This is a genomic window from Exiguobacterium acetylicum (assembly GCF_019890935.1).
GTDB lineage: Bacteria > Bacillota > Bacilli > Exiguobacteriales > Exiguobacteriaceae > Exiguobacterium_A > Exiguobacterium_A abrahamii.
In genome coordinates, this window is the sequence record NZ_CP082333.1 from 933,917 (window position 1) to 947,743 (window position 13,827).

Annotated in this window: 18 protein-coding genes; 16 read left to right on the forward strand and 2 right to left on the reverse strand. The window is 46.7% G+C overall.

Going from position 1 to position 13,827, the window contains the following annotated elements:
- The first annotated feature begins 3 nt into the window (after nucleotides 1-3).
- On the forward strand, nucleotides 4-954 hold the full coding sequence (locus K7G97_RS04790) for an ROK family glucokinase (protein ID WP_223041482.1): 951 nt from the start codon (nucleotides 4-6) through the stop codon (nucleotides 952-954).
- Between the two features lie 216 nt (nucleotides 955-1,170).
- Entirely contained in the window at nucleotides 1,171-3,096 is a 1,926-nt protein-coding gene (locus tag K7G97_RS04795) for an LTA synthase family protein (RefSeq protein WP_223041483.1), read from the forward strand.
- Between the two features lie 365 nt (nucleotides 3,097-3,461).
- Here K7G97_RS04795 and K7G97_RS04800 read toward each other — a convergent pair whose 3' ends face one another.
- The gene (locus tag K7G97_RS04800; RefSeq protein WP_023467553.1) at nucleotides 3,462-3,641 is read right to left on the reverse strand and encodes a DUF2759 domain-containing protein; all 180 of its coding nucleotides are present in this window, start codon (nucleotides 3,639-3,641) and stop codon (nucleotides 3,462-3,464) included.
- Nucleotides 3,642-3,809: 168 nt separating this feature from the next.
- Between K7G97_RS04800 and K7G97_RS04805 the strand changes: the two genes are divergently transcribed.
- Entirely contained in the window at nucleotides 3,810-4,427 is a 618-nt protein-coding gene (locus tag K7G97_RS04805) for an MBL fold metallo-hydrolase (protein WP_223041484.1), read from the forward strand.
- 42 nt (nucleotides 4,428-4,469) lie between these two features.
- Here K7G97_RS04805 and K7G97_RS04810 read toward each other — a convergent pair whose 3' ends face one another.
- The gene (locus K7G97_RS04810) at nucleotides 4,470-4,733 is read right to left on the reverse strand and encodes a DUF2626 family protein (RefSeq protein WP_023467555.1); all 264 of its coding nucleotides are present in this window, start codon (nucleotides 4,731-4,733) and stop codon (nucleotides 4,470-4,472) included.
- A 224-nt stretch (nucleotides 4,734-4,957) separates the two neighbouring features.
- Here K7G97_RS04810 and K7G97_RS04815 point away from each other — a divergent pair, with 224 nt between their 5' ends.
- From K7G97_RS04815 to gcvPB, 13 genes are all read left to right on the forward strand, one after another.
- Complete coding sequence (locus tag K7G97_RS04815) at nucleotides 4,958-5,344, forward strand: Spx/MgsR family RNA polymerase-binding regulatory protein (RefSeq protein ID WP_023467556.1); 387 nt, start codon at nucleotides 4,958-4,960, stop codon at nucleotides 5,342-5,344.
- A 62-nt stretch (nucleotides 5,345-5,406) separates the two neighbouring features.
- On the forward strand, nucleotides 5,407-6,249 hold the full coding sequence (locus tag K7G97_RS04820; protein ID WP_223041485.1) for an ATPase, T2SS/T4P/T4SS family: 843 nt from the start codon (nucleotides 5,407-5,409) through the stop codon (nucleotides 6,247-6,249).
- Between the two features lie 14 nt (nucleotides 6,250-6,263).
- Nucleotides 6,264-7,205, forward strand: a complete 942-nt coding sequence (locus tag K7G97_RS04825) for a type II secretion system F family protein (protein WP_058265105.1) — start codon at nucleotides 6,264-6,266, stop codon at nucleotides 7,203-7,205.
- A 17-nt stretch (nucleotides 7,206-7,222) separates the two neighbouring features.
- A complete protein-coding gene (locus K7G97_RS04830) occupies nucleotides 7,223-7,534 on the forward strand; it encodes a competence type IV pilus major pilin ComGC (protein WP_223041486.1) in 312 nt (103 codons plus the stop codon).
- Nucleotides 7,503-7,964, forward strand: coding sequence for a type II secretion system protein (locus K7G97_RS04835; RefSeq protein WP_058704325.1), 462 nt, complete (start codon nucleotides 7,503-7,505; stop codon nucleotides 7,962-7,964). Before K7G97_RS04830 ends, K7G97_RS04835 begins: the two co-directional genes overlap by 32 nt.
- Before the next feature lie 5 nt (nucleotides 7,965-7,969).
- Nucleotides 7,970-8,329, forward strand: a complete 360-nt coding sequence (locus K7G97_RS04840; protein ID WP_223041487.1) for a type II secretion system protein — start codon at nucleotides 7,970-7,972, stop codon at nucleotides 8,327-8,329.
- Nucleotides 8,322-8,615 carry a hypothetical protein gene (locus tag K7G97_RS04845; RefSeq protein ID WP_223041488.1) on the forward strand — a complete coding sequence of 98 codons (294 nt, stop codon included), beginning with the start codon at nucleotides 8,322-8,324 and terminating at the stop codon, nucleotides 8,613-8,615. Before K7G97_RS04840 ends, K7G97_RS04845 begins: the two co-directional genes overlap by 8 nt.
- Complete coding sequence (locus K7G97_RS04850; RefSeq protein WP_223041489.1) at nucleotides 8,591-8,884, forward strand: hypothetical protein; 294 nt, start codon at nucleotides 8,591-8,593, stop codon at nucleotides 8,882-8,884. Before K7G97_RS04845 ends, K7G97_RS04850 begins: the two co-directional genes overlap by 25 nt.
- The gene (locus K7G97_RS04855; protein ID WP_223041490.1) at nucleotides 8,877-9,362 is read left to right on the forward strand and encodes a shikimate kinase; all 486 of its coding nucleotides are present in this window, start codon (nucleotides 8,877-8,879) and stop codon (nucleotides 9,360-9,362) included. The genes K7G97_RS04850 and K7G97_RS04855 overlap by 8 nt, the downstream gene beginning before the upstream one ends.
- Nucleotides 9,359-9,673: a hypothetical protein gene (locus K7G97_RS04860; RefSeq protein WP_223041491.1), complete on the forward strand. Its 315-nt coding sequence runs from the start codon at nucleotides 9,359-9,361 to the stop codon at nucleotides 9,671-9,673. The genes K7G97_RS04855 and K7G97_RS04860 overlap by 4 nt, the downstream gene beginning before the upstream one ends.
- Nucleotides 9,674-9,856: 183 nt before the next feature.
- The gene (gene gcvT / locus K7G97_RS04865) at nucleotides 9,857-10,939 is read left to right on the forward strand and encodes a glycine cleavage system aminomethyltransferase GcvT (RefSeq protein WP_214724467.1); all 1,083 of its coding nucleotides are present in this window, start codon (nucleotides 9,857-9,859) and stop codon (nucleotides 10,937-10,939) included.
- A gap of 13 nt (nucleotides 10,940-10,952) precedes the next feature.
- Complete coding sequence (gene gcvPA / locus K7G97_RS04870) at nucleotides 10,953-12,299, forward strand: aminomethyl-transferring glycine dehydrogenase subunit GcvPA (RefSeq protein ID WP_023467567.1); 1,347 nt, start codon at nucleotides 10,953-10,955, stop codon at nucleotides 12,297-12,299.
- Nucleotides 12,292-13,761, forward strand: a complete 1,470-nt coding sequence (gene gcvPB, locus K7G97_RS04875; RefSeq protein ID WP_223041492.1) for an aminomethyl-transferring glycine dehydrogenase subunit GcvPB — start codon at nucleotides 12,292-12,294, stop codon at nucleotides 13,759-13,761. Before gcvPA ends, gcvPB begins: the two co-directional genes overlap by 8 nt.
- Nucleotides 13,762-13,827: the final 66 nt, after the last annotated feature.

The following is a 13,827-nucleotide window of genomic DNA, read 5'->3' on the forward strand; positions in this document are numbered from 1 at the left end:
GCAATGAAATGGTTACTCGGCATTGATATCGGCGGAACGACAGTCAAGATGGCAATTTTGGATTTGCAAGGGATCATCGTAGAGAAATGGGAAATCGAGACGGTCGTTTTGAATGATGGCGTACAAATTCCTGGAGATATCGCAAAATCCTTCTTTGAGAAGTGTCAAGAGAGCAACAAACGCCCAGAAGATTTCGTCGGAGCGGGCATCGGTGCGCCGGGATTCATTGATTTCAATACAGGTGTCGTCGAGAAAGCGGTCAATATCGGTTGGAATAACTTTGAACTCATCGGTGAATTCGAACGTTTGACGGGTTTACCGGCTGTTCTTGAAAATGATGCGAACGCAGCGGCAATCGGTGAGATGTGGAAAGGTGCCGGTAGTGGAGCAACCGAACTCCTTGCGGTCACACTCGGTACGGGCGTCGGTGGTGGTCTGATCACGAACGGACAAATCGTGCATGGTACAGTCGGAATGGCTGGAGAAATCGGTCATATCACGATGTTGCCTGAAGGTGGCGTCCTATGTGGATGTGGTCGCAAAGGGTGTCTTGAGACGATCGCGTCAGCAACAGGGATTGCCCGTCTTGGTCTTGAGAAGCGTAAAGGGAAGGAAACGTTACTTAACGACATCAAGGCAGTGACGGCGAAAGACGTATTCGAAGCGTATGAAAAAGGGGACCGGGTCGCAACGGAAGTCGTAGAAGAAGTGACGTTCCACCTCGGTCTTGCCATCTCCAACTTAGCGAACAGTATCAATCCGGAAATCATCGTCATCGGCGGTGGTGTCTCAAAAGCGGGCGAGACATTGCTTGCACCACTGCGTCAACAGTTCGAACGCTTTGCTTTACCACGGGTTTTCGGATCGACGACGTTCAAGATTGCCGAGCTTGGAAACGATGCCGGAGTCATCGGCTGTGCATGGCTTGCGAAGCAGATGTTTCTCAAAAAATGATAATATTCAATTTCAGTAAAAGGTTCGCTTCGGCGAATCTTTTTTTTGTTTACAAACGTACAGTAATTATGTGATTGTTAAGTATCTTCCGGATTCCAGTTGCATTTTTGTAAAACTAAGCGTAAAATTTTCACGTGATATGGGTATATGTAAATTATGATGTAAGTTGTGTGAACTGAAAGCAGAAAGCACATGTAAATTAGGAGGCAGGTTTTTATGCAGCAAGACGCAAACATCTGGTCGCGAATGCGCCTAAAGATGGGTCAAGGCGTTCGCAGCACCTATAAAGAGCACAAGCTCTTTTGGATTGCGACCATATTGATTTGGTTAAAAACGTATTTAGCGTATACACTTTTCTTTAACGTTCCCGTAACAAACTCTGCGCAAGCATTCATTCTACTAATTAACCCAATTAGTTCAGCGCTCTTCATGTTTGGGTTCAGCTTCTTCTTCCGGGGAAATGTTCAAAAATGGTTCATCTACGGCACATTGTTCGTCGCGACACTCATTTTATATGCGGACATCATTTTCTTCCGCTTCTTTAATGACTATCTGACGTTGCCGGTATTGTTCCAAACATCGAATGCAGAGACCGTTTCTGCATCGCTCGGTTCACTCTTGAACTGGTCCGATTTATTGATCGTCGGTGACTTGATCATCTTACCGTTCTTCCTACGGAAAATGGACATGTCAAAAAATGTGGCGTCACGTGGACGCGCAATTCTTGCATTCGTTGCAGCAGTCGTCGTTTTCCTTGGAAACTTGACGCTCGCTGAGACAGAACGTCCAGAATTGCTCACACGTGCCTTCGACCGAGAATTGCTCGTTAAAAACATCGGAACATTTAACTTCCATATGTATGATGCACTCATTCAGTCGAAGACATCTGCGCAAAAAGCACTCGCAGACAGTTCTGAACTGTCGGAAGTTCAAAGCTTCATTGATTCAAAACATGCCGAACCGAACCCAGCTATGTTCGGAAAGTACAAGGGAAAGAACGTCATCGTCGTTTCCTTTGAGTCGGCACAATCCTTTGCAGTTGGATTAAAAGCACCAAACGGACAAGAGATTACACCGAACCTGAATAAGTTGATCAAGGAATCGCATTCATGGGATAACTTCTATCACAACACAGGACAAGGGAAAACGGCAGATGCTGAATTCATTCTCGAAAACTCGATCTATCCACTTGGGCGCGGTGCAGCATTCTTTACGAACGGAGAAAACGAATTCCGGGCAACTCCTGAAATGTTGAAAGAAGACGGCTATTATTCAGCTGTTTTCCATGCAAACAACAAATCGTTCTGGAACCGAGACATCGTCTACAATAGCTTTGGCGTCGATCGTTTCTTCTCAGAGACGGATTATGACCTAGGTGATCCAGCAGATTTGACGGAGTGGGGCTTGCTCGATGATAAATTCTTTGAGCAGTCATTGCCGATGTTGAAAGATTTACCACGTCCGTTCTACTCGAAGTTCATCACATTGACGAACCACTATCCATTTGAGATGCCAAAACCAGAAGATGAACTCGTACCACCGCTTGAGACAAGTTCTACTACGCTCAACCATTACGTCCAGGCACTAGCGTATCAAGATATGGCACTCGGTAAATTCATCGAGGGTCTGAAAAAAGATGGTACGTGGGATGACACGATCTTCATGGTCTATGGCGACCACTATGGTATCTCGACGAACCACAATGCTGCGATGGCAGAACTCATGAACAAAGATGAGTTGACGCCGTATGATGTCGCACAATTGCAACGTGTACCATTCGTGATCCATTTACCGGGTCAAACGAAAGGTGTCAAACATGAAGACGTCGCGAGTCAAATCGACATTAAACCGACATTGCTACATCTGTTAGGACAAGACTTCAAGAATGAAGTATTGTTCGGTACCGATCTTTTCTCGAAGCAGCACAAGGATTATGCGCTGTTCCGCGATGGTTCCGTCATAACAGACAAAACGGTCTATACGCAGGAAACATGTTATGACCGCAAGACAGGTGAAGAAGTAAAAGATGGAGAGTTAGCGGAGATGTGTAAACAATCTACGAAACAATCCGAGAAGGAGTTAGGACTTTCGGATAAAGTCATCTATGGTGATTTGCTCCGTTTCCTTCAAACTTCAAAATAAGATGAGGAAAACGAATCTACTTTCGAGTGGATTCGTTTTTTTTTGTAGAAAGGCAAATAAAAAGAGAGATGCGCGAGGCATCTCTCTTCAGATTTTAGACAAAAGGGCTGACACCAAAAAATGACGCATCTTTTCACGCCCTTTCCTCAGGCGAGACACAAGCCAGTTTTCCTGCTTCATTTAAGCAGGAAAGCGGGTCTTGTTCGTCTCTGACAGCGCATAAATGCGCTTTTCCCTGTAGGAGTGGCGTGTGACGCGTCATTCTTTTTATTACGAGATAAGGTAAGGGAGGCAGATCATCAATCTGCCTCCCTTATCTTTGTAGATACTGACTTTTGAGTCAGCCTCTTTTTAGCGTATCTTGATTACGATGGAATACCGCCGTAAATCAATGTCGCAATCCCGAACCAGCCGAATAAGACGACAGTCAGACCTGCGAATACGAGTGGAAACATTTGGCGTTTCTTAAGTGAACGAACGACGGCCCAAACGCCGACGAGTGCGACGAAGAAGAAAAGCCAACCGATTGGTTGATCCAAATGCATGACGTACTCCCCCTTAAACAATCACGTTATGAATTTCACGAAGATTTCACTTAAATCTCACTTTTTAGTTTATCCGACTCGCGGGATAAAGTCGAGAGGGCGTTGCAGGAACTTTCGACAATTTCGTGTATAGTAGGAGAAGAGTCTATTGTAAAGGGGTTTTATAGAATGGAAATCGTAATGATCACTTCCGGTATGGCATCTGAGAATGGTTATTTGTTATTTAAAGATAAGGAATGTCTCGTCATTGATCCGGGTACAGAAGATATGCGGTTTTTCGATGAGATTGAAAGTCGGGGAGCAACATTAAAAGCGATTTTGTTGACGCATGCGCATTTTGACCACATTGGTGGTGTGGATATGTTACGACGCTTCACGGAAGCCCCTGTCTACGTGCATCCGGAAGAAGCAGGATGGCTTGGTAATCCAGAATGGAATGGTTCAGCAAAATTCGGAATGCCACCGATGCGGATGAAACCAGCGGATCATTTGTTGCAACCAGGACGATTGACGATCGGTAGCTTTTCGATGCATGTACTTGAGACGCCAGGACACTCACCAGGAAGTGTGACGTTTTACTTTAAAGGAGAGCGGATCGCGTTCGGTGGAGATCTCCTGTTCCAGCAAGGCGTCGGACGAACGGATCTACACGGTGGAGATCAAGACGTATTGATGCGTTCACTGGATCGACTCATCGCGGAACTACCGGCAGATACGACGGTTTATCCAGGGCATGGTTCGAGTACGACGATTCGTCAAGAAATGAAATCGAATCCATTCCTCTGACTAAAAAAACTCGCCATCCAAAAGGATGACGAGTTTTTTTCATTACATCTGGAAGTTCGACCAGTACGTAAAGACGATGAAAAATACAGTTAAGTAAGCTCCAAAGATATAGACATACGTTTTTTCAGTTAAGCGCAAGTAACCGAGCGCTGCAAAAAATACAGTTTGTGCTAAGAAGACGAAGCCCATGACTAAAAATGAATCCGTATGCTCACTTGAGCTTGCATCGCCACCCAATGCGCCGATAAATGCCATGACTGCGATGATACCAGTCCAGAAACCGAGTACGCGGTACATTCTCCCCATTCCTATAACCCCCTAAATCCGACAGATAGTCAATATACGTACTTATTTTACCAAGCAAACAATCATCCGTCCATCCTGTTCTAGTGATTGTTAAGGAATAACTGTGAACAAAAGATGAAGTTTCAAAAAAAGTTGTACAATAGTTGTACAAAAGGTGTACAAAGTCAAATTGACGTGCTATAGTAACTGTAATGAAACCCCACACTTTGAGAGGAGGAGCAAAAATGACGAATGAGTTAGTCTTTTTCACATACCCAAGCTGTACATCATGTCGTAAAACGAAATCATGGTTAAAAGAGGAACATGTTGATGTAGAGGAACGTCATCTGTTCAGAAATGCTCCAACAGTTGATGAACTCATGGAACTGTTGAAATTATCGACGGATGGGATTGAAAGTTTGCTCGCAACACGCAGTCAAGCCTTCAAGGATCTCGGCATTGATATTGAAGACATGAAACTCAGTGAGTTATTACGCCTCATGAGTGACAATCCGAAATTATTACGCCGTCCAATCATCACTGATGGAAAACAACTTGTTATCGGATACGATAAACCAGGTCTTGAGACATTGGCGAAGCGTAAACATCGGACAATCGCACACGTATCGTAAAGAAGCCGGTTTGGTCGGCTTCTTTTTTTTGTGTATTGTTTGCGGTAGGGAGGTGAAGAGAAATGAAGGAATGGACGACACAACTCATGGAACGATTCGAATCACTTGGTGCAACAGATGTTCATTTCGTACCGAATGAAGCTTGCGTCCGAATCGTTTGTCGAACGGGTGATGGTTTGTGTAAACAAGAAGAGGTGGAACTGACGCGTTACCGGACACTTGTCAGTCATGTCCGCTATGAGGCGAACTTAAAGGAACAGAATGAGCGGATTCCGCAAAGTGGTTTGTATCCGCATGGGAAAAAGGGCATGCGTGTCTCGTTGTTGCCGAGTCGACAAGGGGATGCGATGTCGTGGCGCTTCTATCGTTCAACGGTCTCTCGAGAGACGGCTTTACGAACATTACACAATCAATTGGACTTCGCTTGGTTAGCTGAACAACGACACGGGTGTATCGTCATTTCTGGATCGACAGGTGCAGGAAAGACGACGATGTTATATTCCTTGATGAGTGCAATGGAAGAAAAGCGAATCATCTCGATTGAAGATCCGGTGGAATGTACGGTACCAAACGTCTTACAACTGGAACTAAATGAAAAGGCAGGCTTCACTGCTACGCGATGTTTTGAGGAAATATTGCGAGCGGATCCGGATTGGATTGCTTTTGGTGAGGTGCGGACGAGAGAGGCAGCACGTTTGACGATGAATGCCGCACTTAGTGGTCACGTCGTGTTATTTACGTTACACGCTGGAAGTATTGATGAGGCGCGATTGCGATTGCGCAGTTTAGGGATCGAAGAGTCAGAACTAGCTGTCTGTCAACGCATCATTCATCTCGAGCGAAAAGGAGAGGATGTCCACTGTACCGTCAGAAACTTACAAGCCGCGATCAAAGTCGGTTCTTAAAACGATATCACCGTTTGTTATCAAAAGGCATTTCCGCGAAAGAGACGTTACTCATTTTAAAACGATTCGAGCGCCAGCCGTTCGCGGAAGTAGTCGGAGAAATGGAACAACGTCTTGAAAAAGGAGACTCCTTTGCAGCATCCCTTGAACCGCTTGCGTTAACGAATACCTTAAAACGACTTCTTTTTGTTGGAGAAAGGACAGAGCGACCGTTGCTCGTTCTTCGCCAAATCGTGAAACTGCTCGACCTCGAAACAGAAATGCGATCGAAGTTTTGGAAGATGATTCGGTATCCGCTTGTTCTAGCGACCAGTCTATTCCTTCTGTTCTTCTTTTATGCCCTCTACGTATTTCCGTCTCTCCTCGAGATGTCGGACCCGAAGACTCTCCCCTCATTTCTTCATCTCCTTCTTCACCCCTCTGCGAAGTATCTACTCGCAAGTATTCCCGTTATTTTGTTGACCTCCGGTTACCTCTTTTTTCGCTTCTTTCCGTTAAACCGTATTTTACGACTGAAACCGCTACAGCGATTGATTCGCCTCTACTACAGCTATTTATTCACGATCGAAGTAGGATCGTTCATCGATGCTGGCTTCTCGCTCGAAGAGACCTTTCGTCATCTGGAGCAAGGACAAGCGAATAAAAAAGGACATCTCTATGCTCGTCTACATGCTAAACAACAGGCAGGGGAACCACTTGCAGAAGCGCTTGGCGAAGATGAGATCATCGAAGCCGAGACGATTGGAATCGTCCATTTGGCGCGGGAAAGTGGTGATCTTGGGCCGTTGTTGCTTGAACAAGCGACACTCTTACATGAGTCGATGGAAGAGGAACTAGAGAAAAAGTTGTTATGGATCGAGCCGATTTTGTACGGCGGATTGACGATCATGACGGGAACGTTATTTCTCATCTTGTATTATCCAATTCAGCTAGCGATACAGCAGCTTCCATTCTAAACAGAGGAGACGATACGATGAAACAATTCTTAAAGCGACAGGATGGATTCACCTTACTTGAGATGGCAGCCGTCTTATTGATCATTTCGTTATTACTGCTCGTTTTGATTCCAACGATGACAAGTGGAAAGGACCAGGCGAAAGGTGTGAGTTGTGAGGCGAACATTCGAGTCATTCGGTCAGAGGTTAATTTGTATTACGCGAAAGAGAAAAAGTACCCAGAATCACTTCAGACGATCAATCGCGGAACAGCCGATAAACCGAATGCTCTCGTCTGTGATCAGGAGACGTATACGTATGATTCGAAGACTGGCGAACTTACGAAGTGAACGAGGGTTTACCTTATTTGAGATGACGGCGGTGCTGACGATCATTGCTTGTTTACTTGTTTTTTTATTACCGGCACTGTTTGAAAAACGACCGGACTGGATTCCGCTTGAACAAGAGGTTCGTCTGATGGAACAAGATATTCAGACACTTCGACTCATGCAGTACTCAAAGCAAGATCAAGCATTGATGCAGTTTCGATTTCGAGGAGACGGTACAGGATACCTTGTCCTTGCGGATGACCGGTTGTTATGGCAACGGACATTCCAAAATGGTCATACGTGTACCGTTCCGCCCTCGAATCGCATCATCTATTTTAAAAGCTATCACTCGATCTATGCAGCGACCTGGTCTTGCCGTTCGGCAACAGCCGAATATGAAATCAAATTCTTACTTGGGAACTATCAAATGGCAATCCGTAAAGTGAGGTGAGAAGTATGCAGAACGAACGCCAAGCGGGCTTCTCTTTGCTTGAAGTGATGCTCTCGATCGTTGCAATCGGTATCTTCATGATGTTAGCGATTGATCCTTATCTCGATTTACGGACGAAACAAATGAAATGGGAACAAGAGACGGAACAGCTTGAGCAGATGGCGACGGATCAAGTTGAAAACCGAACAGCGTCCTATGTCCTGAAACAAGGAGCGTGGTGTAATGAAACGATGTGTCTTGCGAGCGGAATCCGGAATGACCCTTCTCGAACTGTCATTCGTCCTATGGCTGAGTCCACTTCTTCTGCTAGCAATCTTGACATTGACCCCACTCGTTCGTCCGCCGGAAGTCAACCGAATGAATGAAGAATTGTTCTTTCATACCGTGGAACGACTGATGTGGCGAAGTACGATGTGCGAGCGCGTCGGAGACGAGATTCGTGGAATGGACGTCAACCCGGGAGAGACGGCTGAAAAGTGGCGTCTCGTCCGTGTGCAAGATCAACTACGTCTCAAAAAAGAACAGGGAGGTGAACTGACATACGCTCGCGATGTCAAACAATACACGGTGACAGATCATGCCGAGATCATCTCGATTCAGTTGAACGACAGCAGACGTTCCTTCCGATGCGTCAGGAAGGATTCATCTTGATTCAAACGTTACTGTTACTTCTAGGAATGGGAGTCGTGCTCTTGATTTCTTGCCAGCAGATTGACGAAGAGATGCGGCATCATCAGTTAGAGCGAGAAGCGCTCCAACTCGAGTCTCTAATCCGAGCGGCGAAAACAGATTGTACGAAGGACGAGACCCTCCGCTACCCAATCGGACAAGTCAGCTGTACAGCGACCGATAAAGGCTTTAAAATGGAAGCGAGATTAGAGAATGGTCAAAGAATCGAGGCGGTCGTCACACATGAGTAAGGTTTATTTGATTGGGTTTATGGGAACTGGTAAAACAGCCGTCGGACATCGATTGGGTACCCAATACGAGGTCGACGAACTGGATGAACGGTTCGAACAGGAACATGGACAAACGATTACTGCTTTTTTCGCTGAGCATGGCGAAGCAGGGTTTCGTACACATGAAAGCGAATTGTTGAAGAGTAGCAATGCGGAAGTAATCGTCACGGGTGGCGGTATCGTCGAACGAGAAGAAAACCGACTGTACATGCAGGAGTCCGGAACAGTCGTCTGGATCGATACACCCTTTGATTTGATTTGGGAACGGATCGCCTCTGATCCGAATCGTCCACTCGTGACAGAACGGGAACAGGTGAGACGATTGTTTGAACGTCGCTATTCCTTATATGCTGGAGTAGCTACTGTCCGACTCGAAGGAACGGCATCAATCGAAGAATTAACGCGTGCGATTGAAACTGTATTGGAGGAGAAGTCATGATTTGGATTACGTTAGGTATTATTTTACTGGCTATCATAGGACTCGTGTTGTTCGGATTCAGTCTTTACAAAAAGAAGCTGTCTCAGGATATTCGGCAGTTAAAACAACTGATGGAGCGCTTTACGATTCGTCAGCAAACCTTGCAGACGAACATTGATCATACGACGCAGCGAATCGATCAAATCAAAGGGAATATTAATCGAATCACTGAAGAAGGAAATCGTGTGAAGCAAGGAGCGAGCCAATTGGTGACGGAAGGTTGTCGACTCCAGGAGGAAATCAAACGAACTGCCGGAATCAAACAATTTTGAAATGGCTTTCATGGGAAGAATATGAAACAATAGGAGAGAAGGGACAGGGTCCTTTCTCTCTTTTCGTATGTTCCTTTTTCCGAATAATACTAGATAATTATGATCTTAATTGGTAAGATGGATTTGAAAATGGAACATTAAAGAGAAGAGAGAGTGAAAACGTTCGTAAATAGGGGGATTTGTATGAGTCAAACGACATTGAAAAGAACACCGTTATTCGAAACGGTTTCGCAAACCGGTAAGATGGTGGATTTTGCGGGATTTGAAATGCCAGTTTTGTTTTCCTCGATTAAAGAAGAACACGTTGCAGTAAGGGAGAACGTCGGCATGTTCGATGTCTCGCACATGGGAGAACTGTTCGTCAGCGGACCGGATGCTCTGACGTTTTTACAAGCTACATTATCGAACGATATTTCGAAGATTGCGGTGGGGCAAGCGCAATATAACGTCTTATGCCAAGAAGACGGTGGGACAGTGGATGATTTACTCGTCTATCGTTTGGCAGAAACGGACTATCTTCTCGTCGTCAATGCTTCGAACATTGAAAAAGACGAACAACATTTACGTCACTATCTAACAGGGGACGTCACGCTTGAGAATCAATCGGAACAATATGGTCAAATTGCGGTCCAAGGACCACGTGCGGAAGCCATCCTTTCCGGCATGACACCACTTGCTTTATCAGAGATCGGATTTTTCAAGTTCCAACGGGGGACGGTTGCAGGAGTGGAAATGATCGTCTCACGCAGTGGGTACACAGGGGAAGATGGATTCGAACTCTACATGGCAGCTGGTGACGCACCTGCTGTCTGGCAAGCACTGCTTGAGCAAGGTGTCGTACCATGCGGGCTCGGGGCACGTGACACATTACGTTTTGAGGCATGTCTTCCACTTTATGGACATGAATTATCAGCAACGATTTCACCCATCGAAGCGGGAATGGGCTTTGCGGTCAAACCACAAGTCAAACCGTTCGTCGGTTCAGAAGTCTTGTTGCAACAGAAAGAACAAGGAGCACCGCGTCGCTTGATCGGTCTTGAATTACTCGATAAAGGGATTGCGCGTCAAGATGCACCGGTTTGGCATGACGGGGAAGTCGTTGGTGTGGTGACGACAGGTACGTTGCCACCGACAGTCGGAAAAGCGATTGCTTGGGCACTCGTTCCTGCAGAAGTAGCGGAACAAGAGCAATTTGAAGTGGAAGTACGCGGAAAACGTTTAGCAGCGAAACGAACAGCGACACCGTTTTATCGTCGCACGAAATAAGGGGGATATTTCTATGGATTTTCGTTATTTACCAATGACAGCAGAAGATGAGCAGGCGATGTTACAGACGATCGGTGCAGCATCGATCGAAGATTTACTTGCTGATATCCCGGCATCCGTCCGTGATAACGGTACGTTGGAAGAAGTCGGTGTACCACTTCCGGAAACGGACTTGATTCGGACGCTATCGAAGCTTGCCGACCAAAACATGAATACGAAACAATATCCATCGTTCCTTGGCGCCGGTATCTATGATCACTATGCACCTGCTGTCGTCAACCATATGTTACTGCGCTCAGAGTTTTACACTGCCTATACACCATATCAGCCAGAGATTTCGCAAGGTGAGCTACAAGCGATTTTTGAATTTCAATCGATGATTTGTGAATTGACAGGGATGGATGTCGCAAACTCGTCGATGTATGACGGGATCACGGCGTTAGCGGAAGCGGCCATGCTTGCGTGTGCCCATACGAAGAAAAAGACGATCGTTCTTTCGGACGGTGTTCACCCGGAAGCACACGATGTCGTTCGGACGTATGCGAACGGTCCGGGACTAAACGTCGAGACATTATCGCTTGAGCAAGGTGTCACACGGATCGATCAACTCGATGCCATCGAAGACGTCGCCTGTGTCATCGTGCAGTATCCGAACTTCTACGGTCGTGTCGAAGAACTACAAGCATTGGCCGATGCGACACATGCACGTGGTGCGCTCTTCATCGTCTCTGCGAATCCACTGGCACTCGGTATCTTAGAAGCGCCAGGTAAACTTGGCGCTGACATTACGATCGGAGATTGCCAACCGTTCGGAATTCCACAAAGCTTTGGTGGACCGACATGTGGTTATTTCACGACGACAAAAGCGTTGATGCGTAAGATTCCGGGGCGTCTCGTTGGACAGACCGTCGATGAGAATGGAAAACGCGGTTTCGTTCTGACGTTACAAGCACGTGAACAACACATTCGCCGCGACAAGGCGACATCTAACATCTGTTCGAACCAAGCGTTGAATGCACTCGCTGCTTCGATCGCGATGAGTGCACTCGGAAAACGGGGGATCCGGGAACTCGCGACACGCAACTTGCAAACGGCACATGCCTTAAAACAAAAGCTGAAACAGGCTGGTTTTACGATCGTTGACGATGGACCGAGCTTCAATGAATTCGTCGTTACGCTACCAATCGACGCGACACGTGCGAGTCAACAATTGCTCGATCACGGGATCATCGGCGGTTTGCCGTTAGGATCGTATGACGCGGCGCGTCAAAATGAAATGCTTGTTTGTGCAACGGAATTACGGACGAATGAAGAGTTGGATCAATTCGTGACAGCGTTAGGGGGACTCACACATGAATGAGCAAACATTGATCTTTGAAATTTCTAAACCGGGTCGTATCGCCTATAGCTTACCGTTACCGACTGTCGATGAGGTGGCAGTAGAAGAATTGTTACCGACCTCGATGTTACGGAAGGAAGACGTGGCGCTACCGGAAGTATCTGAACTGGATCTCGTCCGTCACTACACGGCACTCTCGAATCGTAACCATGGTGTGGATTCTGGATTCTATCCACTCGGGTCATGTACGATGAAATACAACCCGAAAATCAATGAAGATATGGCACGCCTCCCTGGGTTTGCACACATTCACCCGCTTCAACCAGTCGAAAGTGTCCAAGGGGCACTCGGTTTAATGTTTGATCTGCAAGAAAAACTCGCAGTCATCACTGGAATGGATGAAGTGACGCTCCAGCCGGCAGCGGGAGCACACGGTGAATGGACAGGCTTGATGCTGATTAAGGCCTACCATCATGCACGCGGTGACTTTAAACGGACGAAAGTCCTCGTACCGGACTCGGCACACGGAACGAACCCGGCATCGGCATCAGTCGCTGGATTTGATACCGTGACGGTCTTATCGGATGAACGTGGTCTCGTTGATTTAGCAGACTTAAAGAAAAAAGTCGGTGACGATACAGCGGCACTCATGTTGACGAATCCAAACACGCTCGGTTTATTCGAGTCGGATATCGTCGAAATCGCAAAAGCGGTTCATGAGGCAGGCGGAAAACTGTACTACGATGGTGCGAACTCGAATGCGATCATGGGCATTGCTCGTCCAGGAGACATGGGCTTTGATGTCGTCCACTTGAACTTGCATAAGACGTTCACAGGACCGCACGGTGGTGGCGGACCAGGGTCGGGTCCAGTAGGGGTCAAACAAGATTTGATTCCGTATTTACCGAAACCGATTGTCCGCAAAGAGGAAGAGCGTTATGTCCTCGACTACGATCGCCCGGAAGCAATCGGTCGTGTCAAACCATTCTACGGTAACTTCGGCATCAACGTGCGTGCCTATAGCTATATTCGGACGATGGGTGGAGCAGGTCTCGCTCGCGTCTCGAAAGAAGCGGTCTTGAATGCGAACTATATGTTGGCTCGTCTCAAAGGTGCGTATGACGCGCCATACGACGTCTATTGCAAGCACGAATTCGTCTTGTCGGGTAAACGTCAAAAAGCACTAGGTGTCCGGACGCTTGACATCGCTAAACGTCTGCTTGACTTTGGATACCATCCACCAACGATCTACTTCCCGTTGAACGTCGAGGAGTGTATCATGATCGAACCGACGGAAACAGAGTCGAAAGAAACGCTCGATGCCTTCTGTGATGCGATGCTCCAGATTGCAAAAGAGGTCGAAGAGACACCGGATGTCGTCTTGAACGCACCACACACGACGGTCGTCAAACGGATGGACGAGACACTTGCTGCTCGAAAACCGGTCTTACGCTACGAACCAAAACAAGAAGTACACGCATAAGCTGTTTCATAAAAAAGAGGACCTCTCCGACGAAGGAGAGATCCTCTTTTTGCGATGAACGAAGCA